Source organism: Streptomyces sp. NPDC050211 (assembly GCF_040656035.1).
Classification (GTDB): Bacteria; Actinomycetota; Actinomycetes; order Streptomycetales; family Streptomycetaceae; genus Streptomyces.
Map to the genome: position 1 here is coordinate 221,221 of NZ_JBFALC010000006.1, position 24,273 is coordinate 245,493.

23 protein-coding genes, 1 tRNA gene and 1 pseudogene are annotated in these 24,273 nt (G+C 69.4%); 10 read left to right on the top strand and 15 right to left on the bottom strand.

What is annotated here, in order from left to right:
* Nucleotides 1-64: 64 nt before the first annotated feature.
* On the bottom strand, nucleotides 65-382 hold the full coding sequence (locus tag AB0I98_RS09400) for a hypothetical protein (RefSeq protein WP_362937687.1): 318 nt from the start codon (nucleotides 380-382) through the stop codon (nucleotides 65-67).
* 21 nt (nucleotides 383-403) lie between these two features.
* A complete protein-coding gene (locus tag AB0I98_RS09405) occupies nucleotides 404-2,083 on the bottom strand; it encodes a sodium:solute symporter family protein (protein ID WP_362937690.1) in 1,680 nt (559 codons plus the stop codon).
* 177 nt (nucleotides 2,084-2,260) lie between these two features.
* Between AB0I98_RS09405 and galT the strand changes: the two genes are divergently transcribed.
* From galT to galK, 3 genes are all read left to right on the top strand, one after another.
* Nucleotides 2,261-3,322 carry a galactose-1-phosphate uridylyltransferase gene (galT, locus tag AB0I98_RS09410; protein ID WP_362937693.1) on the top strand — a complete coding sequence of 354 codons (1,062 nt, stop codon included), beginning with the start codon at nucleotides 2,261-2,263 and terminating at the stop codon, nucleotides 3,320-3,322.
* The gene (galE, locus tag AB0I98_RS09415) at nucleotides 3,319-4,281 is read left to right on the top strand and encodes a UDP-glucose 4-epimerase GalE (RefSeq protein ID WP_362937696.1); all 963 of its coding nucleotides are present in this window, start codon (nucleotides 3,319-3,321) and stop codon (nucleotides 4,279-4,281) included. Before galT ends, galE begins: the two co-directional genes overlap by 4 nt.
* A gap of 69 nt (nucleotides 4,282-4,350) precedes the next feature.
* Nucleotides 4,351-5,514: a galactokinase gene (galK, locus tag AB0I98_RS09420; RefSeq protein ID WP_362937699.1), complete on the top strand. Its 1,164-nt coding sequence runs from the start codon at nucleotides 4,351-4,353 to the stop codon at nucleotides 5,512-5,514.
* Here galK and AB0I98_RS09425 read toward each other — a convergent pair.
* Entirely contained in the window at nucleotides 5,507-5,962 is a 456-nt protein-coding gene (locus tag AB0I98_RS09425; protein ID WP_362937769.1) for a GNAT family N-acetyltransferase, read from the bottom strand. The two genes, galK and AB0I98_RS09425, sit on opposite strands and share 8 nt — an antisense overlap.
* A 231-nt stretch (nucleotides 5,963-6,193) precedes the next feature.
* Here AB0I98_RS09425 and AB0I98_RS09430 point away from each other — a divergent pair, with 231 nt between their 5' ends.
* The gene (locus tag AB0I98_RS09430) at nucleotides 6,194-6,964 is read left to right on the top strand and encodes a response regulator transcription factor (RefSeq protein ID WP_362937702.1); all 771 of its coding nucleotides are present in this window, start codon (nucleotides 6,194-6,196) and stop codon (nucleotides 6,962-6,964) included.
* Between the two features lie 88 nt (nucleotides 6,965-7,052).
* On the opposite strand, the gene tamR is transcribed toward AB0I98_RS09430, so the two are convergent.
* Complete coding sequence (tamR, locus tag AB0I98_RS09435; protein ID WP_059196100.1) at nucleotides 7,053-7,550, bottom strand: MarR family transcriptional regulator TamR; 498 nt, start codon at nucleotides 7,548-7,550, stop codon at nucleotides 7,053-7,055.
* A 125-nt stretch (nucleotides 7,551-7,675) separates the two neighbouring features.
* On the opposite strand from tamR, the gene AB0I98_RS09440 reads away from it, so the two are divergent.
* Both AB0I98_RS09440 and AB0I98_RS09445 read left to right on the top strand, forming a co-directional pair.
* Nucleotides 7,676-8,485: a trans-aconitate 2-methyltransferase gene (locus tag AB0I98_RS09440; RefSeq protein WP_362937705.1), complete on the top strand. Its 810-nt coding sequence runs from the start codon at nucleotides 7,676-7,678 to the stop codon at nucleotides 8,483-8,485.
* Nucleotides 8,485-8,847 carry a glyoxalase gene (locus AB0I98_RS09445; protein ID WP_362937708.1) on the top strand — a complete coding sequence of 121 codons (363 nt, stop codon included), beginning with the start codon at nucleotides 8,485-8,487 and terminating at the stop codon, nucleotides 8,845-8,847. Before AB0I98_RS09440 ends, AB0I98_RS09445 begins: the two co-directional genes overlap by 1 nt.
* Here the strand turns inward: AB0I98_RS09445 and AB0I98_RS09450 are convergent.
* Nucleotides 8,844-9,518, bottom strand: coding sequence for a TetR/AcrR family transcriptional regulator (locus tag AB0I98_RS09450; RefSeq protein WP_328363148.1), 675 nt, complete (start codon nucleotides 9,516-9,518; stop codon nucleotides 8,844-8,846). The two genes, AB0I98_RS09445 and AB0I98_RS09450, sit on opposite strands and share 4 nt — an antisense overlap.
* The gene (locus tag AB0I98_RS09455; RefSeq protein ID WP_362937711.1) at nucleotides 9,515-10,525 is read right to left on the bottom strand and encodes an acyl-CoA desaturase; all 1,011 of its coding nucleotides are present in this window, start codon (nucleotides 10,523-10,525) and stop codon (nucleotides 9,515-9,517) included. The genes AB0I98_RS09450 and AB0I98_RS09455 overlap by 4 nt, the downstream gene beginning before the upstream one ends.
* 308 nt (nucleotides 10,526-10,833) lie before the next feature.
* Between AB0I98_RS09455 and ppc the strand changes: the two genes are divergently transcribed.
* Nucleotides 10,834-13,563 (top strand): phosphoenolpyruvate carboxylase, encoded by a 2,730-nt coding sequence (ppc, locus tag AB0I98_RS09460; protein ID WP_362937714.1) that lies wholly within the window; start codon nucleotides 10,834-10,836, stop codon nucleotides 13,561-13,563.
* Between the two features lie 66 nt (nucleotides 13,564-13,629).
* Here the strand turns inward: ppc and AB0I98_RS09465 are convergent, their stop codons facing one another.
* The 7 genes from AB0I98_RS09465 to AB0I98_RS09495 form a co-directional block, all read right to left on the bottom strand.
* A complete protein-coding gene (locus tag AB0I98_RS09465) occupies nucleotides 13,630-14,304 on the bottom strand; it encodes an LPXTG cell wall anchor domain-containing protein (RefSeq protein ID WP_362937717.1) in 675 nt (224 codons plus the stop codon).
* 133 nt (nucleotides 14,305-14,437) lie between these two features.
* Nucleotides 14,438-14,926, bottom strand: a complete 489-nt coding sequence (locus AB0I98_RS09470) for a hypothetical protein (RefSeq protein WP_362937720.1) — start codon at nucleotides 14,924-14,926, stop codon at nucleotides 14,438-14,440.
* A gap of 83 nt (nucleotides 14,927-15,009) precedes the next feature.
* Nucleotides 15,010-15,612 carry an aminoacyl-tRNA hydrolase gene (pth, locus tag AB0I98_RS09475; RefSeq protein WP_362937723.1) on the bottom strand — a complete coding sequence of 201 codons (603 nt, stop codon included), beginning with the start codon at nucleotides 15,610-15,612 and terminating at the stop codon, nucleotides 15,010-15,012.
* A gap of 100 nt (nucleotides 15,613-15,712) precedes the next feature.
* Nucleotides 15,713-16,306, bottom strand: coding sequence for a 50S ribosomal protein L25/general stress protein Ctc (locus AB0I98_RS09480; protein WP_362937726.1), 594 nt, complete (start codon nucleotides 16,304-16,306; stop codon nucleotides 15,713-15,715).
* Nucleotides 16,307-16,498: 192 nt separating this feature from the next.
* Entirely contained in the window at nucleotides 16,499-17,479 is a 981-nt protein-coding gene (locus tag AB0I98_RS09485; RefSeq protein WP_362937729.1) for a ribose-phosphate diphosphokinase, read from the bottom strand.
* A gap of 86 nt (nucleotides 17,480-17,565) precedes the next feature.
* Nucleotides 17,566-19,014 carry a bifunctional UDP-N-acetylglucosamine diphosphorylase/glucosamine-1-phosphate N-acetyltransferase GlmU gene (gene glmU, locus AB0I98_RS09490; protein ID WP_362937732.1) on the bottom strand — a complete coding sequence of 483 codons (1,449 nt, stop codon included), beginning with the start codon at nucleotides 19,012-19,014 and terminating at the stop codon, nucleotides 17,566-17,568.
* 116 nt (nucleotides 19,015-19,130) lie between these two features.
* A tRNA-Gln gene (locus AB0I98_RS09495) sits at nucleotides 19,131-19,202 on the bottom strand.
* A gap of 241 nt (nucleotides 19,203-19,443) precedes the next feature.
* On the opposite strand from AB0I98_RS09495, the gene AB0I98_RS09500 reads away from it, so the two are divergent.
* Nucleotides 19,444-20,745 (top strand): histidine kinase, encoded by a 1,302-nt coding sequence (locus AB0I98_RS09500; RefSeq protein WP_362937735.1) that lies wholly within the window; start codon nucleotides 19,444-19,446, stop codon nucleotides 20,743-20,745.
* Nucleotides 20,746-20,763: 18 nt separating this feature from the next.
* Here the strand turns inward: AB0I98_RS09500 and AB0I98_RS09505 are convergent, their stop codons facing one another.
* On the bottom strand, nucleotides 20,764-21,258 hold the full coding sequence (locus tag AB0I98_RS09505; RefSeq protein ID WP_362937738.1) for an SUKH-3 domain-containing protein: 495 nt from the start codon (nucleotides 21,256-21,258) through the stop codon (nucleotides 20,764-20,766).
* A gap of 34 nt (nucleotides 21,259-21,292) precedes the next feature.
* Complete coding sequence (locus AB0I98_RS09510) at nucleotides 21,293-21,829, bottom strand: YwqJ-related putative deaminase (RefSeq protein ID WP_362937741.1); 537 nt, start codon at nucleotides 21,827-21,829, stop codon at nucleotides 21,293-21,295.
* Between the two features lie 292 nt (nucleotides 21,830-22,121).
* On the opposite strand from AB0I98_RS09510, the gene AB0I98_RS09515 reads away from it, so the two are divergent.
* Together AB0I98_RS09515 and AB0I98_RS09520 are read left to right on the top strand one after the other, a co-directional pair.
* The gene (locus tag AB0I98_RS09515) at nucleotides 22,122-23,105 is read left to right on the top strand and encodes an SMI1/KNR4 family protein (RefSeq protein ID WP_362937743.1); all 984 of its coding nucleotides are present in this window, start codon (nucleotides 22,122-22,124) and stop codon (nucleotides 23,103-23,105) included.
* An 8-nt stretch (nucleotides 23,106-23,113) separates the two neighbouring features.
* Nucleotides 23,114-24,273: pseudogene (locus tag AB0I98_RS09520) on the top strand (hypothetical protein); the annotation flags it as partial.

Genomic DNA, 24,273 nt, shown 5'->3' on the forward strand with positions numbered 1-24,273 from the left:
CCGAGTGGATCAGAAACGGGGCCGGAGTCCGTCACGGACTCCGGCCCCGATCTCACCGGCGAGGTCACTCGGCCGACTCGTCCGGCAGGACGTCCGGCGGTGGCGGAGCCACAGGCCGCAGCTTCAGCCACACCAGGAAGAACACGCCGAGGGCCAGCATCCCCAGACCGGTCCAGAGGTTGATGTTGACGCCCTCGGCCTTGTCCAGGTCGGCGTCGGACGGGGAGATGCCCGCGATCGTGACGATCACGCCGTAGATCACGAACAGGCCGCCGATGATGCGGCGCAGGTCGAAGATGCGGGCCGCGGTCGCGGACTTGGCCTGCAACTCGCTGACTTCCCGGTGGACGTCCTTCTCGGAGTATCCGGAGTGCTCAGACATGGTCTCTCAATCCTCCCGAGGTCAGAACGAGAACGGGACGTAGCAGGCGGCGGCCAGGACGATCGCACCCCAGCCCAGCAGAGCCGGCTTGCGGTACCAGGCGTCGTCGCCGACGGCCGGTGCCTCGGACATGCCGGGCGAGACGGTGCCGTAGACCAGGCCCTGGAGTTCCTCGGCCGGCTTCGGCTTGGTGAACAGCGACACGGCGACCATGACGACCGCGCCGGCCACGAAGCCCACGATCGCGGAGACGAAGTTGGCGCCCTGGTCGGAGGGGATGTCGATGATGCCCTCCTTGTAGATCCAGAAGTAGTTCACCATCGCGGCCACGGTGCCGGCGAGCAGTCCCCAGAAGCCGGACACCGCGGAGGCGCGCTTCCAGAACATGCCGACGATGAAGACGACGAACATCGGCACGTTGAAGAAGGAGAACAGCGTCTGCAGGTAGCTCATGATGTTCGAGAACGACGACGCCAGGAACGCCGTGCCGACCGAGGCGCACACGCCGATCACCGTGATCAGGCGGCCGAACCCGACGTAGTACTCGTCCTCCCGGCCCTTGACCACGTACCGGGCCCAGATGTCGTTGGTGAACACCGTGTTGAAGGACGACACGTTGGCCGCCATGCCCGCCATGAACGCCGCGAGCAGACCGGTCACCGCGATGCCGAGGACACCGTTGGGCAGCAACTGCTCCATCAGGTACGGGATGGCGTCGTTGTACTGGTAGCCCGAGTCGGGGGTGCCGAAGCCGGGGATCAGGGCCGCCACCGTCAGGCCCGGGATCATCACCAGGAACACGATGAAGATCTTCGGGAAGGCGGCGATGAGGGGGGTGCGCTGGGCCGCCGACAGGTTCTTGGCCGACAGCGCTCGCTGGACCTCCGCGAAGTTCGTCGTCCAGTAGCCGAAGGACAGCACGAAGCCCAGGCCGAGCACGATCGTCAGCCAGTTCGCGCCCAGCGGGTTGTCGCTGCCGATGCCGGTGCCGCCCCACGCGGTGGTGAAGTCGGCGCCGTGCGTCTTCGTCAACGAGTCCGTCAGACCGTCCCAGCCGCCGACCTTCTTCAGGCCCAGCACGACGATCGGGATGAGGGCGGCGAGAATCACGAAGAACTGGAGGACCTCGTTGTAGATCGCCGAGGAGAGGCCGCCGAGGGTGATGTACGCCAGCACGAAGGCGCCCGCGACCACGATCGCCACCCACTGCGGCCAGCCGAGCAGGGCCTCGACGACGATCGCCAGGGCGTAGAGGTTGACACCGGCGATCAGAACGGCGGCAAAGGCGAACAGAGCCGAACTGAGCAGATGCGCCCACTTGTCGAAGCGGAGCAACAGCATCTCGGGAACCGAGCGCACTTTGCTGCCGTAGTAGAACGGCATCATCACCAGGCCGAGGAAGACCATGGCCGGGATGGCGCCGATCCAGTACCAGTGCACGGTGTACGCGCCGTACTGCGCGCTGTTGGCGGCCATGCCGAGGATCTCGGTGGCGGCCAGGTTCGCCGAGATGAACGCGAGACCGGTGATCCAGGCCGGCAACGACCGGCCCGAGAGGAAGAAGTCGAGGCTCGTCTTGACCGAGCGACGGGCGGCGAAGCCGATGCCGAGGACGACGACGAAGTAGATGCCGAGGATCGTGTAGTCGAGCCAGTTGGTGGGGAGTCGGAGCTCAGCGGCCAGATATGTGGGGGTTTGCATAAGCACTCGCTTCGTTGCGCGAACTGATCCAGAGCGGAACCTACGCCTCTGTGTTCAGTAACTGAACACTTCGTATGGTGCTCTTTGTTTGATTGTGATGTTGACTGTCCTGGTTGCTTGTGTTTCGATATGTTGACTTATGTTGGTTGGTGGAGTGGCCCTGATAGGGAGTCCGCAGTGAAGAAGACCTCGACCCGGCTGGCCGACGGTCGTGAGCTGGTCTACTACGACCTGCGCGACGACACGGTCCGGGACGCCGTGGACCGCCGTCCGCTGGAGCGGACCGTCACCACGTCCGAGATCCGGCAGGACCCCCTGCTCGGCGACTCCGTCGCGATCGCCTCCCACCGCCAGGGCCGCACCTACCACCCGCCGGCCAACGAGTGCCCCCTGTGTCCCTCCCAGGGCGAGCGGCTGAGCGAGATCCCGGACTCGTCGTACGACGTCGTGGTCTTCGAGAACCGCTTCCCCTCGCTCGCCGGCGACTCCGGCCGCTGCGAGGTCGTCTGCTTCACCTCCGACCACAACGCGTCCTTCGCCGAACTGACCGAGGAACAGGTGGGGTTGGTGCTCGACGCCTGGACCGACCGGACCTCGGAGCTGTCCCATCTGCCCTCCGTCGACCAGGTGTTCTGCTTCGAGAACCGCGGCGCCGAGATCGGCGTGACCCTGGGCCACCCGCACGGCCAGATCTACGCCTACCCCTTCACCACGCCGCGCACCGCGCTCATGCTGCGTTCTCTCGCAACTCATAAGGAAGCGACCGGAGGTGAGAACCTCTTCGACGCCGTCCTGGAGCGTGAACTCGCCGGCGAGCGGGTCGTCCTGGAGGGTGAACACTGGGTCGCCTTCGTGCCGTACGCCGCGCACTGGCCGTACGAGGTCCACCTGTACCCCAAGCGCCGCGTGCCCGATCTGCTCGGGCTCGACGAGGCGGCGCGCACAGAATTCCCCCAGCTCTATCTGGAACTCTTGAGGCGCTTCGACCGGATCTTCGGCGAGGGCGAACCGCCCACGCCGTACATCGCGGCCTGGCATCAGGCCCCGTTCGGCACGCTGGACGAGTTCGACGGTGTGAGCAGGGACGATTTCGCCCTTCACCTCGAGCTTTTCACCATCCGCCGCACGTCCGGCAAGCTGAAGTTCCTCGCGGGTTCCGAGTCCGGCATGAACGTGTTCATCAACGACGTGCCGCCGGAGCGCGCGGCCGAGCGACTGCGAGAGGTAGCGAGTTCATGAGCGGTAAGTACTTGGTGACCGGTGGCGCGGGTTACGTCGGCAGCGTGGTCGCCCAGCATCTGCTGGAGGCGGGCCATGAGGTCGTCGTCCTCGACAACCTCACCACCGGCTTCCGCGAGGGCGTGCCCACCGGCGCCACCTTCATCGAGGGCGACATCCGCGACGCCGCCAAGTGGCTGGACGCCACCTTCGACGCCGTCCTGCACTTCGCCGCGTCCTCGCAGGTCGGCGAGTCGGTGGTCAAGCCCGAGAAGTACTGGGACAACAACGTCGGCGGCACGATGGCGCTGCTGGGCGCGATGCGCGAGGCCGGCGTCCGCAAGCTGGTCTTCTCCTCTACGGCGGCCACGTACGGCGAGCCGGTCAACACCCCGATCACCGAGACCGACCCGACGGCGCCCACCTCGCCGTACGGCGCCTCGAAGCTCGCCGTCGACCACATGATCACCGGCGAGGCGGCGGCGCACGGCCTGGCCGCGGTCTCCCTGCGCTACTTCAACGTGGCCGGTGCATACGGCGCGTACGGCGAGCGCCACGACCCCGAGTCGCACCTGATCCCGCTGGTCCTCCAGGTCGCGCAGGGCAAGCGCGACGCGATCTCCGTCTTCGGCGACGACTACCCGACGCCGGACGGCACCTGCGTCCGCGACTACATCCACGTCGCCGACCTGGCCGAGGCCCACCTGCTGGCCGTCCAGGCCGCGCAGCCCGGCGAGCACCTGATCTGCAACCTCGGCAACGGCAACGGTTTCTCCGTCCGCCAGGTCATCGAGACCGTCCGCCAGGTCACCGGGCACCCGATCCCCGAGGTCACGGCCCCGCGCCGCGGCGGCGACCCGGCGGTGCTTGTCGCCTCCGCTTCCACCGCCCGCGAGCGGCTCGGCTGGAACCCGTCCCGAGCGGACCTCGCCGGGATCGTCGCGGACGCGTGGGAGTTCACGCAGTCGCGCGGCAAGTGACTCGTACGCGCGGCAAGTAAATTCAGGGCCGGTACAGACCGGTCGGTTCGAAAGGTCAGGGGTCAGGGGATGAGCGAGCCTGTCGTCGGTGGTGTCGCCGAGCGGTTCAAGGAGCTGTACGGGGCCGAGCCGGAGGGAGTGTGGGCGGCGCCGGGCCGGGTCAACCTGATCGGCGAGCACACCGACTACAACGACGGCTTCGTCATGCCGTTCGCGCTGCCGCACGTCACGGTCGTGGCGGTGTCCCGACGCGAGGACGGCGTCCTGCGCCTGCACTCGGAGGACGTCGAGGGCCCGGTCGTCGAACTGCGCGTCGACGAACTGAACCCGGGGTCGGACACGAACTGGACGGCCTACCCGGCGGGCGTCGCCTGGGCCCTGCGCGACGCGGGCCACCCGGTCACCGGCGCCGACATCCACCTGACCTCGACCGTCCCGTCCGGCGCGGGCCTGTCCTCGTCGGCGGCGCTGGAGGTCGCGGTCGCCCTGGCCCTGAACGACCTGTACGAACTCGGCCTCAAGGGCTGGCAGCTGGCCCGCCTGTGCCAGCGCGCCGAGAATGTCTACGTCGGCGCCCCCGTCGGCATCATGGACCAGACCGCGTCCGCCTGCTGCACCGCGGGCCACGCCCTGTTCCTCGACACCCGCGACCTCTCCCAGCAGCAGATCCCCTTCGACCTGGCCGCCGAGGGCATGCGCCTGCTCGTCGTCGACACCCAGGTCAAGCACGAGCACTCGACCGGCGAGTACGGCAAGCGCCGCGCCGGCTGCGAGAAGGGCGCCGCCCTCCTGGGCGTCGAAGCGCTGCGGGACGTACCGTACGACGGCCTGGACGCGGCGCTCGCACGGCTCGGCGACGAGGAGGAGGTGCGCCGGCTGGTGCGCCACATCGTCACCGAGAACCACCGGGTGGAGCAGACGGTCGCCCTGCTGAAGGCCGGCGAGACCCGCGCGATCGGCCAGGTGCTCGTCGAGGGCCACGCCTCCCTGCGCGACGACTTCCGCATCTCCTGCCCCGAACTGGACCTGGTCGTCGACACAGCCCTCTCCACCGGGGCGATCGGCGCCCGCATGACCGGCGGCGGCTTCGGCGGCTCGGCGATCGTGCTGGCCGAGACGGCCGACGTCGACACCATCACCAAGGCGGTGCAGGAGGCCTTCGCGGCGGCCGGCTTCACGGCACCGCGCGTCTTCGAGGCGGTGCCTTCGGCGGGGGCGCGGCGGCTCAGCTGAGCCGCTTGGTCAGCGTGTACTCCGTGATCCCCGGCGGATAGTCGGGGATCACGCACACCACGTCATAGCCCTGCTTCTGGTAGAACTCCGGCGCCTGGAAATCCCAGGTCTCCAGGCGCGCGCCCCGACAGCCGCGCTCCGTGCGCGCGACGTGCTCCGCTTGCGCCAGCAGCCGGGAGCCCAGCCCTGCGCCCCGAAGGCGCTCGTCCACCCACAGATAGGTCACGTGCAGCCAGGTCGTCCAGGTGTGGCCGACGAGGCCGCCCGCCAGCCGGTCGTGGTGATCCAACACCCAGACATGGAGCGGAAGTTCCCGTTCACCAGGGGTTCCGCGCAGTCCGCGCAAGATCGGTGAAGCCGCCGTATTGGCGGCGCGGAGACGGGAACGAAGCAAGTCGCGCCGCTCTTTGTCGACTTCTGTCTCGATACGAAACATGCGGCTCACCATAAACGCGCTGGACAACCAGTTCTGCAAATTACCTTCCGCTGTCGGCCCCCGCCCGTACTCTGATGAACAGCACCGGTGGGGGCCGGTGCTGATCAGGGGGCGAGACAAGTCGGGTACGACGCCCGCAGTGGGGGTAGCAGTCTTGGCACGGCGGCGGCCGTGCGACTGCGACCATTCCTGGGCGTCGTACCCGCACAGGTCGTCGTTTTCCCGGACCAGTGGGGGTTTTCAGTGGTTCGTATCCGAGTCCTAGTCGTCGACGACCACCGCATCTTCGCCGAGTCGCTCGCCGCCGCACTGGCCGCCGAGCCTGACGTCGACGTGTCCGCGGCGGGCAGCGGCCCTGCCGCCATGCGCAGTCTGGAGCGCGCCGTCGCCGAGGGGCGCCGCTTCGACGTGCTGCTCGTCGACGCCGATCTGGGCGGAAATGTGCCGGGTGTGCGTCCCGCACCCGTACAGGAAGGGAACGAGGACGGGCTCGTCGACGGGATCTCCCTGGTCGCCGGCGTCCGCGTCGCACAGCCAGGCGTACGGATCGTCGTCCTCGCCGAGAAGGACGACCCACGCCGGGCCGCGCTCGCCCTGCAGGCCGGGGCGTCGGGCTGGGTCGCCAAGGACTGTTCGCTCTCCCGGCTGCTCACCGTCATCCGCGGCGTCCTGCGCGACGAGACCCACCTGCCGCCCGCCCTGCTCACCGGCGTCCTGCGCGAGCTGACGGCCGCCCGCAAACACCGCACCGAGAGCGAACGGCTCGTGGAGTCCCTCACCCCGCGCGAGCGCGAGGTACTGCGCTGCATGGTCGCGGGCCTGGGACGCAAAGCGGTAGCCGAGCGCCTGTTCCTCTCCCCGCACACCGTCCGCACGCACATGCAGAACGTCCTGGGCAAGCTGGGCGTGCACTCGACACTGGCCGCGGTGGCACTGGCGAGGCGGGCGGGGGTGGGCCCGGTGGATCTAGGGCCCGTAGGGAGGATCGGGGTGGAGGAAAGCAGCAGCGCCTGATCTGTGCCGGTGACTGGAAGCGCCCGAAGGGGCGCGGGGAACTGCGCGACCAGCCACAACGAACCCGCAGACAACCGACAACCAGTTCCTACCCAGGAATGTTGTCGAACGGCGCCGTCAGCTGACGCAGCAACCCCGCCAGCTCACCCCGCTGCGCCCGCGACAACTCCGCCAGAATCGCCCGCTCCTGATCAAGCAGCCCCGCAAGCGCCTGATCGGCCCGATCGCGCCCCTCGTCGGTCAGCCGAACCAGCACACCACGCCGGTCGCTAGGATCCGGCAGCCGCTCCACCAGCCCCTTCTTGGCCAGGCGGTCGATACGGTTCGTCATCGTCCCCGAGGTGACCAGCGTCTGCGTCAGCAACTGCCCCGGCGAGAGCTGATACGGCGTGCCGGCACGCCGCAGCGCCGTCAGCACGTCGAACTCCCAGGGCTCCAGGCTGTGTTCGGAGAAGGCCAGCCGACGTGCGCGGTCCAGGTGCCGGGCCAGTCTGCTCACCCGGCTGAGCACCTCGAGCGGTTCCACGTCGAGGTCAGGGCGCTCCCGGCGCCACGCTGCGACCAGCCGATCGACCTCGTCCTCCATGACGATCAGTGTAGTGGTTGTGTCGATGTGAAGTCTCTTGACGTCAAGCTTCTTGACCTCAAGGTAATCATCGGGGCAGGCTGGGTACCTGTCAGCCACGGTCGTTCCCCTCCCGGAGGCCCACCATGTCCGCCCCCACCTGGGACCCCGCCCAGTACCTGCGCCACGCCGGCCACCGCGCCCGCCCCTTCGCCGACCTCCTGGCCCGCATCCCCGACCTGCCCGGCACCCCGCCCCGCATCGCCGACCTCGGCTGTGGGCCCGGCAATGTCACCACCCTCCTCGCCGACCGCTGGCCCACCGCGCACATCACCGGCTACGACAACTCGCCCGAGATGCTGTCCCGGGCCGAGGCTCATGCGGGCCCCACGGTAGGCGGCGGCCACCTCGACTTCGCGCCCGCCGACGTCCGCACCTGGGAGCCCGTACGGCCGTACGACCTGATCGTCAGCAATGCCACGCTGCAGTGGGTCCCCGGGCACGCGGACCGCTTCGCCGACTGGATCGCCGGCCTCACCCCCGGCGGCACCTTCGCCTTCCAGGTGCCCGGCAACTTCGACGCCCCCAGCCACCGCCTGATGCGCGAACTCGCCGATTCCCCGCGCTTCGGCGACCGCCTCGCCGCCACCCTCCGCCACGACGACGCCGTCCTCGCCCCCGAGACCTACCTGGAACACCTGACCGCGCTGGGCTGCACGGCCGACGTCTGGGAGACGACGTACGTCCACCTCCTCACCGGCCAGGACCCCGTACTCGACTGGGTCAAGGGAACAGGCCTACGCCCCGTCCTCACCGCCCTCACCGACGACCCCGACGAACGGGACGCCTTCGTGGCCGAGTACCGCTCGGCCCTGCGCGAGGCCTATCCATCCGGCCCCCACGGCACCCCGTTCCCCTTCCGCCGCATCTTCGCCGTCGCCCGCAAGGAGGCGTGATGATCACCGCCGTCGACCATGTCCAGCTCACGGCGCCGCCCGGCTCGGAGGAGCGGCTCCGGTCGTACTACGTCGATGTCCTCGGCCTGACCGAGATACCCAAGCCGCCCGCGCTCGCCGCGCGCGGAGGCTGCTGGTTCCAGTCGGGGCCGGTGCAGCTGCACCTGGGAATCGAGGAGGATTTCCGTCCGGCGAGGAAAGCGCACCCGGGGCTGCGAGTCACCGGGATCGAGACGTACGCCGCCCGGCTCGAAGTTCATGGGGCGACCGTCATCTGGGACGAGAATCTGCCGGGGTACCGGCGCTTCTACTCCGAGGACCCTTTCGGCAACCGGCTGGAGTTCCTCGAACCGCTCGGCTAGGCCTTCCGGCGCCCTATCAGCCGAGGCTTCGCCTCCAAGCCGTCCAGGCCGTGCCAGGCCAGGTTCACCAGATGGGCCGCGACCTCCGCCTTCTTCGGGCGGCGGACGTCGAGCCACCACTGGCCGGTGAGGGCGACCATGCCGACGAGGGCCTGGGCGTAGAGGGGGGCCAGTTTGGGGTCGAAGCCGCGGCGTTTGAACTCGCGGCCGAGGATGTCCTCCACCTGGGTGGCGATGTCCGAGATGAGGGAGGCGAAGGAACCCGTGGACTGGGGGATGGGGGAGTCGCGGACGAGGATGCGGAAGCCGTCCGTGTATTCCTCGATGTAGTCGAGGAGGGCGAAGGCCGCTTGCTCGCAGAGTTCTCGGGGGTGGCCCGCCGTGAGGGAGCTTGTCACCATGTCCAGCAGGCGCCGCATCTCGCGGTCCACCACCACCGCGTACAGGCCCTCCTTGCCGCCGAAGTGCTCGTACACCACCGGCTTGGACACCCCTGCCTTCGCCGCGATCTCCTCCACCGACGTGGCCTCGAAGCCTCTCTCCGCGAAGAGGGTGCGACCGATCTCCAGCAGCTGCTGGCGGCGCTCCGCTCCCGTCATCCGGGTTCGGCGCGCTCGCCGCGGCTTCTCATTGCTGGAGGTGCTGGGATCGGTCGCCACGCCGTCAATCATGCAGCCTCGGCGGTCGCCTTCTCCCGCTGAGAGCTGTCGTTCTCGGTGTTACGGCGGGAATCGATACGCGAGCGTGACGGCCAGCGCACGTCGTACGCCCAGCCGAACTGCTCGCACCAGCGGATGATCCGGGCCGAGGAGTCGATCTGACCGCGCTCCACACCGTGCCGCGCGGAGGTCGGGTCGGCGTGATGCAGGTTGTGCCAGGACTCACCGCAGGACAGGACCGCCAGCCACCACACGTTGCCGGACTTGTCACGCGACTTGAAGGGGCGCTTGCCGACCGCGTGGCAGATCGAGTTGATCGACCAGGTCACATGGTGCAACAGGGCCACTCGAACGAGTGATCCCCAGAAGAAGCCCGTGAACGCGCCCCACCACGACATCGTCACCAGCCCGCCGATCAGCGCGGGCAGGGCGAGGGAGAGCACCGTCCAGTAGAGGAACTGACGGGAGATCGTCCGGATCGTGTCGTCCTTGATCAGATCCGGCGCGTACTTGTCCTGCGGCGTCCGCTCCTCGTCGAACATCCAGCCGATGTGCGCCCACCACAGTCCCTTCATCAGCGCCGGGAGCGTCTCCCCGTAACGCCACGGAGAGTGCGGGTCGCCCTCCGCGTCGGAGAACTTGTGGTGCTTGCGATGGTCCGCGACCCAGCGGACCAGCGGGCCCTCCACCGCCATCGAACCGGCGATGGCGAGTGCGATGCGCAGCGGACGTTTGGCCTTGAAGGAGCCGTGGGTGAAGTAGCGGTGGTAGCCGATCGTGACGCCGTGGCAGGCGAAGAAGTAGAAGAAGACCAGCAGACCGAGGTCCAGCCAGCTCACTCCCCAGCCCCAGGCCAGCGGCACCGCCGCGGCGAGCGCGAGGAAGGGGACGACGATGAAGAGGAGAAGCGCGAGCTGCTCGACGCGCCCCTTCTTCTCGCCGCCGAGCGTGGCCTTGGGGAGTGGGGTGTTGTTGGGCGCCTTCGGGGCGTCGTCGATCACATCGGAGCTCGTGGTCATGGGGCGTCCCCTGTGGGGTTCGTGGGTTGAGGCAAGTGCCCGGGCTGGGAACCCAGGGTCGTCGAGGGCTCTGACGGGAGTCCCTACGGTTCCGTAACCTACGGCGACGTAAGTATGGCAGCGCGTCGCCGGTCGGCAAGAGCCCGTGGGCCTGCGCGTCCGCACGGACACCTATCCTTAGGAATCGGTCGGACAGCGCGGTCCGCTCTGATTAATTCCCGGATGCCCGGCCCGTATGCGGCCCCCGCCGCGCGACCACACTCCGGGTCCCCTCCAGATGAGCTTCAACACTGCAAGGAGCCGCACCTGTGAGCAGTGCCGACGACCAGACCACGACCAGCAGTGAGCTGCGCGCCGACATCAGGCGGCTGGGCGATCTCCTCGGCGAGACCCTCGTCCGCCAGGAAGGCCCTGAGCTGCTGGAACTCGTCGAGAAGGTCCGCCGCCTCACCCGTGAGGACGGCGAGGCCGCCGCCGAGCTGCTGCGCGGCACGGAACTGGACACCGCGGCCAAGCTGGTCCGCGCCTTCTCCACCTACTTCCACCTGGCCAACGTCACCGAGCAGGTCCACCGCGGCCGGGAGCTGCGCGCCAAGCGTGCCGCCGAGGGCGGACTCCTCGCCCGTACGGCCGACCGGCTGAAGGACGCCGACCCCGAGCATCTGCGCCAGACGGTCAAGCACCTCAACGTTCGTCCCGTGTTCACGGCCCACCCGACCGAGGCCGCGCGCCGCTCGGTGCTCAACAAGCTCCGGCGCATCGCCGCGCTCCTGGAGACCCCGGTCATCGAGGCCGACCGCCGCCGCTACGACACCCGGCTGGCCGAGAACATCGACCTCGTCTGGCAGACGGACGAGCTGCGCGTCGTACGCCCCGAGCCCGCGGACGAGGCCCGCAACGCGATCTACTACCTCGACGAACTGCACGCCGGCGCCGTCGGTGACGTACTCGAGGACCTGACCGCCGAGCTGGAGCGCGTCGGTGTGAAGCTCCCCGACGACACGCGCCCGCTCACCTTCGGCACCTGGATCGGCGGCGACCGCGACGGCAACCCCAATGTGACCCCCGAGGTCACCTGGGAGGTGCTGATCCTCCAGCACGAGCACGGCATCAACGACGCCCTGGAGATGGTCGACGAGCTGCGCGGCTTCCTGTCGAACTCCATCCGCTACACCGGCGCGACGGAAGAACTGCTCACGTCGTTGCAGACAGACCTCGAACGCCTGCCCGAGATCAGCCCCCGCTACAAGCGGCTCAACGCGGAGGAGCCCTACCGGCTCAAGGCCACCTGCGTCCGGCAGAAGCTGGAGAACACCAAGCAGCGCCTCGCCACCGGCACCCCGCACGAGCCGGGCCGCGACTACCTCGGCACCTCCGAGCTGCTGGCCGACCTGACCCTGATCCAGACCTCGCTCAGGGAGCACCGCGGCGGACTGTTCGCGGAAGGCCGGATGAACCGTACGATCCGTACGCTCGCCGCCTTCGGCCTCCAGCTCGCCACGATGGACGTCCGCGAGCACGCCGACGCCCACCACCACGCCCTCGGCCAGCTCTTCGACCGTCTCGGCGAGGAGTCCTGGCGGTACGAGGACATGCCGCGCGAGTACCGGCTCAAGCTGCTCGCGAAGGAGCTCCGCTCCCGCAGGCCGCTGGGCCCGACCCCGGCGCCCGTCGACGCGGCCGGCGCGAAGACCCTCGGCGTGTTCGAGACCGTCAAGCGGGCCCTGGAGGTCTTCGGACCCGAGGTCGTCGAGTCGTACATCATCTCCATGTGCCAGGGCGCCGATGACGTCTTCGCCGCCGCCGTGCTGGCGCGCGAGGCGGGGCTCATCGACCTGCACGCCGGCTGGGCGAAGATCGGCATCGTGCCGCTGCTCGAGACCACCGACGAGCTCAAGGCCGCCGACACGATCCTGGAGGACATGCTCTCCGACCCGTCGTACCGCAGGCTCGTGGCCCTGCGCGGGGACGTGCAGGAGGTCATGCTCGGCTACTCCGACTCCTCCAAGTTCGGCGGCATCACCACCTCGCAGTGGGAGATCCACCGCGCCCAGCGCCGCCTGCGCGACGTGGCGCATCGCTACGGCGTGCGTCTGAGGCTGTTCCACGGCCGCGGCGGCACCGTCGGCCGCGGCGGCGGCCCCTCCCACGACGCGATCCTCGCCCAGCCCTGGGGCACCCTGGAGGGCGAGATCAAGGTGACCGAACAGGGCGAGGTCATCTCCGACAAGTACCTCGTGCCGTCGCTGGCCCGCGAGAACCTGGAGCTGACCGTCGCCGCCACGCTCCAGGCGTCCGCCCTGCACACCGCACCCCGCCAGCCGGAAGAGGCGCTGGCCCGCTGGGACGCCGCGATGGACGTCGTGTCGGACGCCGCGCACGCCGCCTACCGCAGGCTGGTGGAGGACCCGGACCTGCCCGCGTACTTCTTCGCCTCCACCCCCGTCGACCAGCTCGCCGATCTCCACCTCGGCTCACGCCCTTCCCGCCGCCCGGACTCCGGCGCCGGACTCGACGGCCTGCGCGCCATCCCGTGGGTGTTCGGCTGGACCCAGTCCCGGCAGATCGTGCCGGGCTGGTTCGGCGTCGGCTCCGGCCTGAAGGCGCTGCGCGAGGCCGGCCTGGACACCGTCCTCGCCGAGATGCACGAACAGTGGCACTTCTTCCGCAACTTCATCTCCAACGTCGAGATGACCCTCGCCAAGACGGACCTGCGGATCGCCGCCCACTACGTCGACACCCTCGTCCCCGACGACCTCAAGCATGTCTTCGACACCATCAAGGCCGAGCACGAGCTGACCGTCGCCGAGGTACTGAAGATCACCGGCGAACAGGAACTCCTCGACGCCACCCCGGTCCTGAAGCAGACCTTCACCATCCGCGACGCCTACCTGGACCCCATCTCCTACCTCCAGGTCACCCTGCTCAAGCGCCAGCGGGACGCCGCGGCGGCCGGCGAGGAGCCGGATCCGCTGCTGGCGCGGGCCCTGCTGCTCACGGTGAACGGTGTGGCGGCGGGACTGCGCAACACCGGCTGATCATTCCTGGTACGACGGTGCCCCCGGCCTCTGTGGTGAGGCCGGGGGCACCGTCGTGCGGGGGCGTCAGGCGGACTTGCGACGCCGGAACACCAGGTAACCGCCCGCCGCCAGCAGCGCCGCCGCGGCACCGGAGAGCAGGCCGACGGGGGCGCCGCTGCCGGTCTCGGCGAGGTCGCCCGCGCCGCTGCCGCCCTGCGCGGAGGGGGACGAGGACGGCGCGGCAGCCGTCTCCGTGGGGGAGGAGGACGCGGCCGGTTCCTCGGTCGTCGGAGTGGCGGAGGCCGACGGCGTGGCGCTCGGCTCATCGGTCGGCTTGTCGTCGCCCGGCTCATCGGGAGCCGTGTCCGCCGGGCAGGTGTGCGACAGGTTGAACAGCTCCAGGCTGCCGCCTTCGACCTCGGCGACCGCGGAGGTCAGCAGGGCACCCGGCTTCGACGCCACGTAGGCGTGCTTGTCGGACGGCGGGCCGAAGCTGGTGACGACCTGTTCGCCACCGGGCTGGAAGGTCACCGTCAGCTTGACGAACGTGCTGGAGTTGCCGGGCAGGACGAAGTGCCAGCCGTCCATGGTCTCGGGAATCCCGGGGCAGCCGTCCTCCTGCGGGGCCCCGCCGTCCTGGGTGGTGGCGGTACGCGGCAGTTGCTGCCGCAGCTCGACGGTGTAGGTGTCCGTGGCCTGGGCCGAAGGGGCGAGCAGCAGTGAGGCGGTGGCCGCGGCCACGACCGTGAGGGTACGCATGGGCAGTCCATCTTCGAGAAGTGAGCGGGAAGATGTGGAGGGGGCGGCTCAGCTTCCAGCCGCGACTGACCCTGGGTCAATCACGAACAGACAACGAACAGTTTCCCCACAGAACGCAGCCGCCCCAGTCCGCTCAGATCACCACAAATGCGGCCGTGAGCAGCGCGACCCCGCTCCCCGCCATGACCCACGCCGCCCGCGCCCGCCCCAGTCCGCCCGCCACCACGACCGAAGCGAGCAGCAAGGCGCCACCCATCGGAGCCCAGGAATACAGGACACCACCGGGCCCGGAGCGCACGACATCACTGCCGCCGGGCTTCATGACGACCGCGTACGTCTGCCCCTTCCGCACGGCGACCGTCTTCTCGATGACCACGCTCTCCCGGGGCTGCGACCCCGGCGAGACCGGCGTGTACGGCCCGGTGCACGTGTCGGCACCGCACCGCGTCACCTCGACCGTGCCGCGCTCCCGGCCCTTCGTCAGCATCACGTACTGCGCCGTCCCCCACGACGCCCACACACCGGCGATCAGAATCAGCGCGGCGACCGTACCCATCGCCGCGAGCCGGCCGAACCGCAGCGCGGTCTCCGTGCCCCGGTGGGAAATGACGGCAGAAGGCATGGCGGGGATCATTGGCCATGCCCGCGCGCTCGGTCAACTCCCGTGGGGGCAATGTCAGGAGTTGTACGTACGTATCTCCGGCCTCAGGAGTTGTACGTGCCCTGCGCCCGCTCCAGCCCCTCGATCACCAGGCACTCCACCGCGTCCGCCGCCCGGTCCACGAAGTAGTCCAGCTCCTTGCGCTCCGCCGCGGAGAAGTCCTTCAGCACGAAGTCCGCGACCTGCATCCGCCCCGGGGGCCGCCCGATCCCGAACCGCACCCGGTGATAGTCCGGCCCCATCACCTTCGTCATCGACTTCAGCCCGTTGTGCCCGTTGTCCCCACCACCGAGCTTCAGCCGCAACGTGCCGTAGTCGATGTCGAGTTCGTCGTGCACGGCCACGATGTGGCCCACCGGAACCTTGTAGAAGTCCCGCAGGGCGTTCAGGGGCCCACCGGACAGATTCATGTACGACATCGGCTTCACCAGCACCACCCGCCGGCTCCCCGGCCCCGGCGGCCCGATCCGCCCCTCGACCACCTGCGCCTGCGCCTTCCCGGCCCGCTTGAACTTCCCCCCGATCCGCTCAGCCAGCAGATCCGCCACCATGAACCCGACGTTGTGCCGGTTCATGGCGTACTCGGGCCCGGGATTGCCGAGTCCGGCGATCAGCCAAGGGGCGCTCGGGTCGGTCGTCACGTCCATGTCTCCTTGCTGTGCTTTCCCGGGGGCAACCCCCGGACCCCCATGCGCCAGCCGCTGCCCCTTGCGGGAACAGCGGCTGACGAAACGACGAAAGTGAGGATCAGGCCTGGGTGGCCTCTTCGCCGGTCTCTTCGCCCTCCGGGGCCTCCTCGGCCTGCGCGGCCAGGACCTGGAGGACGACCGTGTCGTCGTCGACGGCCAGCTTGGTGCCGCTCGGCAGGGGGATGTCCTTGGCGAGGACGGAGTCGCCGGCCGCCAGGCCCTCGACGGAGACCGTGACGGACTCGGGGATGTGGGTGGCCTCGGCCTCGACCGGAAGCGCGTTGAGGACGTGCTCGAGCAGGTAGGCACCGGGGGCCAGCTCACCCTCGGTCTGCACGTAGATCTCGACGTTGACCTTCTCGCCCCGCTTCACGAGCAGCAGGTCGACGTGCTCCAGGAAGCCCTTCAGCGGGTCACGCTGCACGGCCTTCGGGATCGCCAGCTCGTTCGTCTTGCCGTCGATGTCCAGGGCGATCAGGACGTTCGGCGTACGCAGCGCGAGCAGGAGCTCGTGGCCCGGAAGGGTCAGGTGCAGCGGGTCGCCACCGTGGCCGTACAGGACACCGGGAACCTTCGCGTCACGACGGATACGGCGGGCGGCGCCCTTGCCGAACTCGGTGCGAGTCTCGGCGGAGATCTTTACCTCGGACATGCTGTGCACTCCTCGTATGGGTGAGAACGGACAAGGTCACCCGGCCACGAACGGCCTGCTACGAAGAGCGCGTCGATAACGGACAGCCGTACCACGATGAGTACGGCCTCCCTCGCCGAGCAACTTCAGCAGTCTACTCGGCAGGGGAGGCCGTACCCAAAAGGATCTTCGAGGAGCCCTACTGCTCGGCCCTCACTGCTCGTCGAACAGGCTCGTCACCGAACCGTCCTCGAACACCTCACGCACCGCATTCGCGACCGTCGGCGCGATCGACAGCACCGTGATCTTGTCGAGGTGACTGCCCAGTTCGGCCGGCGTCGGCAGGGTGTTGGTGAACACGAACTCGCTCACCCGGGAGTTCTTCAGCCGGTCCGCCGCCGGACCCGACAGCACACCGTGCGTCGCCGTCACGATGACGTCCTCGGCGCCGTGCGCGAACAGGGCATCGGCCGCCCCGCAGATCGTGCCGCCCGTGTCGATCATGTCGTCGACCAGGACACACACGCGGCCCTTGACCTCACCCACGACCTCGTGGACCGTCACCTGGTTCGCCACGTCCTTGTCGCGCCGCTTGTGCACGATCGCGAGCGGCGCACCGAGCCGGTCGCACCAGCGGTCGGCCACCCGCACCCGCCCCGCGTCCGGGGAGACGACGGTCAGCTTCGCCTTGTCGACCTTGCGCCCCACATAGTCCGCGAGCAGCGGCAGCGCGAAGAGATGGTCGACGGGGCCGTCGAAGAAGCCCTGGATCTGGTCGGTGTGCAGATCGACCGTGAGGATCCGGTCCGCACCCGCCGTCTTCATCATGTCCGCGATCAGACGCGCCGAAATGGGTTCACGTCCGCGGTGCTTCTTGTCCTGCCGCGCGTAACCGTAGAAGGGCACGATGACGGTGATGGAGCGGGCCGACGCACGCTTCAGAGCGTCGATCATGATCAGCTGCTCCATGATCCACTGATTGATCGGAGCCGTGTGGCTCTGGATCACAAAGCAGTCCGCACCGCGCGCCGACTCCTCGTAACGGACGTAGATCTCACCGTTCGCGAAGTCGAAGGCCTTCGTCGGGACAACCCCGACACCCAACTGCTGGGCGACCTCCTCGGCAAGCTCGGGGTGGGCGCGGCCGGAGAAGAACATCAACTTCTTCTCGCCGGTCGTCTTGATCCCGGTCACAGCACTGTCTCCTCAGAGGTGTCTCAGCTGGGGTGTGCGGATGTGCACTTATCACGGTACGCCGAGTTTGACGCACCGGTTTCCGGTCAGCCCTCGTCAGCGGCTTCCCGCGCCGCCGCCTCGGCCGCCTTCGCCGCCGCGCTCCCCGGACGCTTACGAGCCACCCAACCCTCGATATTCCGCTGCTGACCCCGGGCCACGGCGAGCGAACCGGGCGGCACATCCTTCGTGATCACGGACCCGGCGGCCGTATAGGCGCCGTCCCCGATGGTGACAGGAGCCACAAACATGTTGTCCGAACCGGTACGGCAGTGCGAGCCGACAGTCGTGTGGTGTTTGTCCTTCCCGTCATAGTTCACGAAGACACTCGCGGCCCCGATGTTCGTGTACTCACCGATCGTCGCGTCCCCGACGTAGGAGAGGTGCGGAACCTTCGTGCCCTCCCCGATCAGGGAGTTCTTCGTCTCGACGTAGGTACCGACCTTCGACTTCAGCCCCAGCCTGGTGCCGGGCCGGAGATAGGCGTACGGCCCGACCGACGCCTGCGGCCCGACGTCCGCGCCGTTTGCGACCGTGTTGTCGACCCGCGCACCGGCACCGACCCGCGTGTCCGTGAGCCGGCTGTTGGGGCCGACCTCGGAGCCCTCGCCGAGGTGAGTGGAGCCGTGCAGCTGGGTTCCGGGGTGGACGACGGCATCCTGCTCGAAGGTCACGGTCACATCGACCCACGTCGTCGCGGGGTCGATGACGGTGACGCCGGCCAGCATGGCGCGGGTCAGCAGCCGGTCGTTGAGGATCCGGCGGGCCTCGGAGAGCTGGACCCGGTTGTTGATCCCGGCGATCTCACGATGGTCGCCGGCGACGGAAGCCCCGACCCGGTGACCGGCCTGGCGCAGAATCCCGAGAACATCGGTGAGGTATTCCTCGCCCTGGCTGTTGTCGGTACGGACCTTGCCGAGGGCGTCCGCGAGGAGTTGTCCGTCGAAGGCGAACACACCGGAGTTGATCTCACGGATCGCGCGCTGCGACTCGGACGCGTCCTTGTGCTCGACGATCTCCGTGACGGCACCGGAAGCACCGTCGCGCACGATACGGCCGTACCCGGTCGCGTCCGGCACCTCGGCGGTGAGGACGGTGACGGCATTGCCGTCGGAGGAGTGGGTGGCGGCGAGGGCTTGGAGTGTCTCCCCGGTGAGCAGCGGGGTATCGCCACACACGACCACAACCGTGCCGTCGACAGAACCCCCGAGCTCCTCCAGTGCCATCCGCACGGCATGCCCCGTACCGTTCTGCTGCGCCTGCACCGCCGTCCGCACATGCGGGTCGATCTCCGCCAGGTGCGCACCGACCTTCTCCCGCGCGTGACCCACCACGACGACCAGGTTCTCGGGCTGCAACTCCCGCGCTGCGGCGAGCACATGGCCCACGAGACTGCGGCCACAGATCTCGTGCAGGACCTTGGGTGTGGCCGACTTCATACGGGTGCCCTCACCCGCTGCGAGAACGACGACGGCTGCCGGGCGAATGGCGCTCACGGGATGCCCTTCGGCTGTGGAGGGGGTGGAGTGACATCCGCAGGATACCGGGGGGAATCAGGGGGGACATGAGAGCGGGCCCTGACAGAGCTGTCAGGGCCCGAACCGAGAAGGGGCTCCCCCGCCAGGACTCGAACCCGGACAGATGGCACCAAAAGCCACAGTGCTGCCAATTACACCACGGGGGAACAAGCTCGACTGGACCGGGCATTGCACCGGGTCGCCGAGCGGCGCCTCCTACTATGCCGCACCAAGACCCTTTGACGCGACGGTGCCCGTCACGCACCGCCGGTTCGGCGTGAACGATGTGCGATTCAGCAGTTCGAGATATATGGGGCGGTTTCGCTTCTGTTCGGTTACGGAGGGTGGTGTAGGCCAGTCGCGAAAACTCGCCGGAAAACGGGGGGCTTGCGCCCGTAGGCTGGATGCATGACCACGACGGGGGAAGACCACGCACCGGCCCTGACCGGGCCTTGGTGGTGGGCCAGGTGGCGGAGCGCCGTACTCGACGGGAGCCTGGCGTTCGTATCTGCCATGGAGTGTGCGGCGGAGGGGATTCCGTTCGCGCGGGATGCCGGGATTCCGGTGGCCGCGGGAGTGGTGTTCGGGGTGCTGGCCGGGTCGGTGCTGGTGATTCGGCGGAAGTGGCCGATAGCCGTCGTCCTCGTCTCCATCGCCATCACGCCCGCCCAGATGGGCTTCCTGATGGCCATCGTCGGTCTGTACACGCTGGCCGCGTCCGAGCTGCCGCGGCGGATCATCGCGTCGCTGGCGGGGATGTCGCTGGTGGGGACGTTGATCGTGACGTTCGTGCGGGTGCGGCAGGACATGGCGTCGGGGGATGTGTCGCTGGGGGACTGGTTCGTTCCGTTCGCTTCGATCAGCGCGTCTCTCGGGGTGACCGCGCCGCCCTTGCTGCTGGGGCTGTATGTAGGGGCCCGGCGGCGGTTGATGGAGAGCTTGCGGGAGCGGGCGGACTCGCTGGAGCGGGAGCTTCAGCTGCTTGCCGAGCGGGCCGAGGAGCGGGCCGAGTGGGCCAGGAACGAGGAACGGACCCGGATCGCCCGAGAGATGCATGACGTCGTCGCGCACCGGGTGAGCCTGATGGTCGTACATGCCGCCGCGCTGCAGGCGGTGGCTCGGAAGGACCCTGAGAAGGCTGTACGGAATGCCGCGCTCGTGGGCGACATGGGACGGCAGGCATTGACCGAGTTGCGGGAGATGCTCGGGGTGTTGCGCAGCGGGGACGGGCTGCGGCAGCGTGAGCAGGCGTTGGCGGCGGTGGGGGCGGCCGCGGCCGCCGCGGCGTCGCGGGCCGCCGATGAGGACGGCACGGGCGAGGGGCCCTGTCTGTCCGAGCTGGATGAACTGATCGGGCAGTCGGCGGCTGCGGGGATGGCCGTGGATTTCTCGGTGGAGGGGGAGTCGCGGCCGTATGCGCCGGAGGTCGAGCAGACCGCTTACCGGGTCGTGCAGGAGGCGTTGACGAACGTCCACAAGCATGCGGCGGGGGCGAAGACGCATGTGCGGCTGGCGCACCGGGTGTCCGAGATCGCGATGCAGGTGGAGAACGAACCGCCGCCGGAGGCCGCGTCGTCGGCGCGGTTGCCGTCTGGGGGAAACGGTCTGGTGGGGATGAAGGAGCGCGTGTCCGCGCTGGGCGGGGTGTTCGTGTCGGGACCGACGGACGCGGGGGGTTTCCGGGTCTCGGCGGTGATTCCGGCGTCGTAGAGCCGTTGCCTGGTCGCGTCAGCCCGCGGTGAGTCGTACGGGGGTGATGCCTGCGACGAGGGCGGCGAGGGCCTGGTCGATGTCGGGGCCTAGGTACCAGTCGCCGGTGTGGTCGAGGGCGTAGACGCGGCCTTCGGTGTCGATGGCGAGGATGGACTGGGTGTCGGTTTCGGCGCCGAGAGGGCTGACGTCGGTGTCGAGGGCGCGACCGAGGTCGCCGAGGGTGCGGGCCATGTGGAGGCCGTGCAGCGGGTCGACGTGGAGGGTCGCGGGGGCGATCTGGCGGCCGGGGGCGCCGGGCGTGATGTGCAGTCCGCCGAACTCGGCCCACGCTTCTACGGCGGCCGGGAAGACGGCGTGGCGGTGGCCCGCGGGTGAAGTGTGGTCGCGGAGTGCGTCGGCCCAGTACTCGGCCTGCTTGATGTCCCAGCGTCCGGGCTGCCAGCCGGCGGCGCGCAGGGCGGCGTCGACGGGTACGGGGAAGCGGGTGGTGGAGGAGCGGTCGGCGTGCATGTGCCCTCAGATTCGCGGGTGTTGGGGACGGGAGTCAGTCGTCGGTCGCCGTGGGGTCGACGATGCGGACGCCGAAGTGGGCGCTGAGGGCGGTGCAGGCGCGGCAGGGCGCGGCGAAGCTGCCGTGCAGGGGGTCGCCGTCCTCGCGGATGCGGCGGGCGGTGAGTTTGGCCTGTTTGAGGGCTTTGCGGGCTTCGCCGTTGGTCATGGGCTTGCGTGCGGCGCGTTTGCTGCGGGCGGCGTCGGCGCTGGCGATGTGTCTGGAGATGAGGATGGTCTCGGCGCAGCGGCCGGTGAAGCGGTCGCGCTGGGCGCTGGTGAGGGTGTCGAGGAAGTCCTGGACGAGGGGGTGCAGCGCGGGGGGCTGGTCGCCGCGGGCGGCGGTGCCGGTGAGGGTGGCGCCGCGGACGGAGAGGGCGGCGGCGACGGTGGGGAGTATGCCGTCGCGGCGGTGGTGGAGCGCGGGAACATGGCGGCTCTCGGTGCTGCTCCAGCCGATTCTGGGGTCGCCGCTCGCGCCCGTGTGAGGCCCTGGGTGCGGTCCCGTTTGCGTCGCGTTCATGATCGTCATCCCCTCCCGTGCATCCCCCCGGATCACACAGAGTGCCAAATGGCGTGGCTGGTGCGGAAGCTGGGGCGGTGCGACACGCCCGGGTTTGGGCACGCTGTCACGAGGGGGTGACGGCTGGTCACGGAACCGGAGGGGTGGGGACCCGGTGCCGGTGACCGGGTTGGTCGTACCGCATAGGCTGTCGGCACCGCGATGCGCGCGGTCAACGCGTTGGAGACAGTCGAATACGGGCCGTGGCGGATCGATGGTGTCCGTCGCGGGGTCGTACAGAGTGCCGCAGGGGGCAACCGCCATGACGACAGGTCGGCTCGGGCAGCAAGCCGCGCCGCCGAACGCGGCCTATGCCGGGCAGGTCGTGCATTTCCCGGACCCGGTCCGGGCGGCCCGTCATCCCAGAGGGGTACGGGTGGACGAGCGCGGCTACCCCGACTTCTCGCCGTATGCGCGTGCGGCTGCGGAGATCGCCGATCCGCCGGAGGGCTTCGGCGTCGATGAGTTGCGGTTGACGGACTATGTGTCGGCGAACGCGGCGCTGGCGGCGTCGGGGCACGAGTTGTGGGACACGATTCCGGCGGTGGCGACGCCGCACGGATGGACGTGGCATCACGTGGTGGGCTCGCGGCGGCTGGAGCTGGTTCCGGTCGAGGTGAAGGCGTTGCTGCGGCATCACGGCGGTGTGGCGACGGCGGCGGTGGACCAGCACAAGCGGGGCACGCGGCCGTTGCAGGAGACGCGTCCGGCGCATTTCGGTCTGCCGAAGTCGGCGTTGGCGGTGACGGAGACGCAGGTGCTGGGCGTCGAGGAGGACCTCGGATACCGGCTGCCGGGTGCGTATCGGTCGTTCCTCAAGGCGGCCGGTGGGAGTGCGCCGGTGGGGACCGCGCTGGACGCGGAGTTGGGCCTGCTGATCGACCAGCCCTTCTTCACCGTGCGGGAAGAGGCGGCCGTCAATGACCTGGTCTACGTCAACAAGTGCCTGCGCGACCACCTGACCAAGGATTACCTGGGCGTCGGGTTCGTGCAGGGCGGTCTGCTGGCCGTGAAGGTGAAGGGCGAGCGGATCGGTTCCGTCTGGTTCTGCTCGTACGACGACGCGCGCGACGTCGATCCCTCGTGGGCGCCCGCGGAGCGGGTGGAGCGGCTGCTGTTGCCGTGCGGGGAGGACTTCGACGCGTTCCTGTCCCGGCTGGCGGGATCGCCGCCGGAGCTGGAGACGGTGGCGAATCTGATGGTGGACGGCGGGTTCGCGCGGTCCGTTCCGGTGTCCGGGGAGTGAGCTGACCGATGGTGACGTTCGCGCAGGCGCAGGAGCGCGCGGAAGAGTGGATCAACGGTGATGTGCCGGCGTACCAGCATCGTGAGGTGCGAGTACGGGAGTTCGAACTCGGGTTCGTGGTGTGGGCGGAGGACCGCCCCGACGGGCCGAGTTCGGACGGCGGCAGGCAGCGGCTGGTCATCGCACGGGACAGCGGCGAGGCCACGCTGTGGCCGTCCCTGCCGGTGGGTGAGGTGATTCGCCGGTACGAGGAGGAGTCCGGCGGCCCGGACGGTGCGGCCGAGCCGGCACCGGCGCCGGCCGCTCCGGCGCGCGTGGATCTGAACCAGACGTCGTTCTTGCTGACGCCGCCGGAGTGGTTGCAGGAGGCGGCGGATCAGTTGGGGATCGCGGATCGGCGGGGGGCGTCTGCTGGGGCGTCGGGTTCGGGTTCCGGTGCGGGAGCTGGGTCTTCGGGTTCGGGAGTTGGGGCGTCGGCTGCGGGGTCCGGGGCGGGTGCCGCTGCGGGTGCGCGGGCGGATCAGGCTCCGGCTGCGTCGGCGGCTGCGGCTGGTGGTGCCTCGGATGGTGCCGGAGTCGGTGCGTCGGAGACCGGTGGGGGCGCGGGGGTGCGTGCGGGGGCGCCCAGTGGTCCCGGTGTGCCTGCTGGGGCGACTCCCTGGGCCGGGACGGACACCAACGCGGATGCGGGGGACGACCGTTCGGTGCCGCTGCCCGAGACCGTGTTCGCGCCGCCGCTGAGCGGGTCCGACGACGAGGCGTCGCCGCCGGATGCCAAGACGGCGTTGATGTCGGGGGGCAGCCAGCTTCCGCCGACGGCGCAGGAGCCGGCGATCGATGACACCGGTGCGACGGGTGCGCCGCACGGGAACATGCCGCCGCCTGCGCCGTCGTACGGGTATCCGCAGGGTCCGGCTGGGACGGGTGCGCCTGGTGCGCCGTCGTACGGGTATCCCCAGGGGCCGGGTGGTGCTGATGCCGGTGCGCCGTCTCCGGGGGCGCCGGGGCGGCCGCTCGCGCCGAACGCCGAGGACATCGCCGATGCGGCGACGAGCAAGGCAGGGCCGCCGCGGGCGGCGCGGGGCGGGGCAGTGCCGCCGCCTCCTCCGCCGGGTGCTCCCGGTGCGCCGGGTACGCCGGGTGCGCGGGCGGGTGGCCCGCCGCCTCC

What these genes read in the sequence shown, in the direction of transcription:
- galK (WP_362937699.1), top strand. Translation starts at nt 4,351, where the DNA reads ATGAGCGAGCCTGTCGTCGGTGGTGTCGCCGAGCGGTTCAAGGAGCTG.
- AB0I98_RS09455 (WP_362937711.1), bottom strand. Translation starts at nt 10,525, where the DNA reads ATGACCACGAGCTCCGATGTGATCGACGACGCCCCGAAGGCGCCCAAC.
- AB0I98_RS09500 (WP_362937735.1), top strand. Translation starts at nt 19,444, where the DNA reads ATGACCACGACGGGGGAAGACCACGCACCGGCCCTGACCGGGCCTTGG.
- galE (WP_362937696.1), top strand. Translation starts at nt 3,319, where the DNA reads ATGAGCGGTAAGTACTTGGTGACCGGTGGCGCGGGTTACGTCGGCAGC.
- AB0I98_RS09450 (WP_328363148.1), bottom strand. Translation starts at nt 9,518, where the DNA reads ATGATTGACGGCGTGGCGACCGATCCCAGCACCTCCAGCAATGAGAAG.
- AB0I98_RS09505 (WP_362937738.1), bottom strand. Translation starts at nt 21,258, where the DNA reads ATGCACGCCGACCGCTCCTCCACCACCCGCTTCCCCGTACCCGTCGAC.
- AB0I98_RS09440 (WP_362937705.1), top strand. Translation starts at nt 7,676, where the DNA reads ATGTCCGCCCCCACCTGGGACCCCGCCCAGTACCTGCGCCACGCCGGC.
- AB0I98_RS09465 (WP_362937717.1), bottom strand. Translation starts at nt 14,304, where the DNA reads ATGCGTACCCTCACGGTCGTGGCCGCGGCCACCGCCTCACTGCTGCTC.
- tamR (WP_059196100.1), bottom strand. Translation starts at nt 7,550, where the DNA reads ATGGAGGACGAGGTCGATCGGCTGGTCGCAGCGTGGCGCCGGGAGCGC.
- AB0I98_RS09405 (WP_362937690.1), bottom strand. Translation starts at nt 2,083, where the DNA reads ATGCAAACCCCCACATATCTGGCCGCTGAGCTCCGACTCCCCACCAAC.
- AB0I98_RS09470 (WP_362937720.1), bottom strand. Translation starts at nt 14,926, where the DNA reads ATGCCTTCTGCCGTCATTTCCCACCGGGGCACGGAGACCGCGCTGCGG.
- pth (WP_362937723.1), bottom strand. Translation starts at nt 15,612, where the DNA reads ATGGACGTGACGACCGACCCGAGCGCCCCTTGGCTGATCGCCGGACTC.
- AB0I98_RS09445 (WP_362937708.1), top strand. Translation starts at nt 8,485, where the DNA reads ATGATCACCGCCGTCGACCATGTCCAGCTCACGGCGCCGCCCGGCTCG.
- AB0I98_RS09480 (WP_362937726.1), bottom strand. Translation starts at nt 16,306, where the DNA reads ATGTCCGAGGTAAAGATCTCCGCCGAGACTCGCACCGAGTTCGGCAAG.
- AB0I98_RS09515 (WP_362937743.1), top strand. Translation starts at nt 22,122, where the DNA reads ATGACGACAGGTCGGCTCGGGCAGCAAGCCGCGCCGCCGAACGCGGCC.
- AB0I98_RS09425 (WP_362937769.1), bottom strand. Translation starts at nt 5,962, where the DNA reads ATGGTGAGCCGCATGTTTCGTATCGAGACAGAAGTCGACAAAGAGCGG.
- AB0I98_RS09400 (WP_362937687.1), bottom strand. Translation starts at nt 382, where the DNA reads ATGTCTGAGCACTCCGGATACTCCGAGAAGGACGTCCACCGGGAAGTC.
- AB0I98_RS09510 (WP_362937741.1), bottom strand. Translation starts at nt 21,829, where the DNA reads ATGACGATCATGAACGCGACGCAAACGGGACCGCACCCAGGGCCTCAC.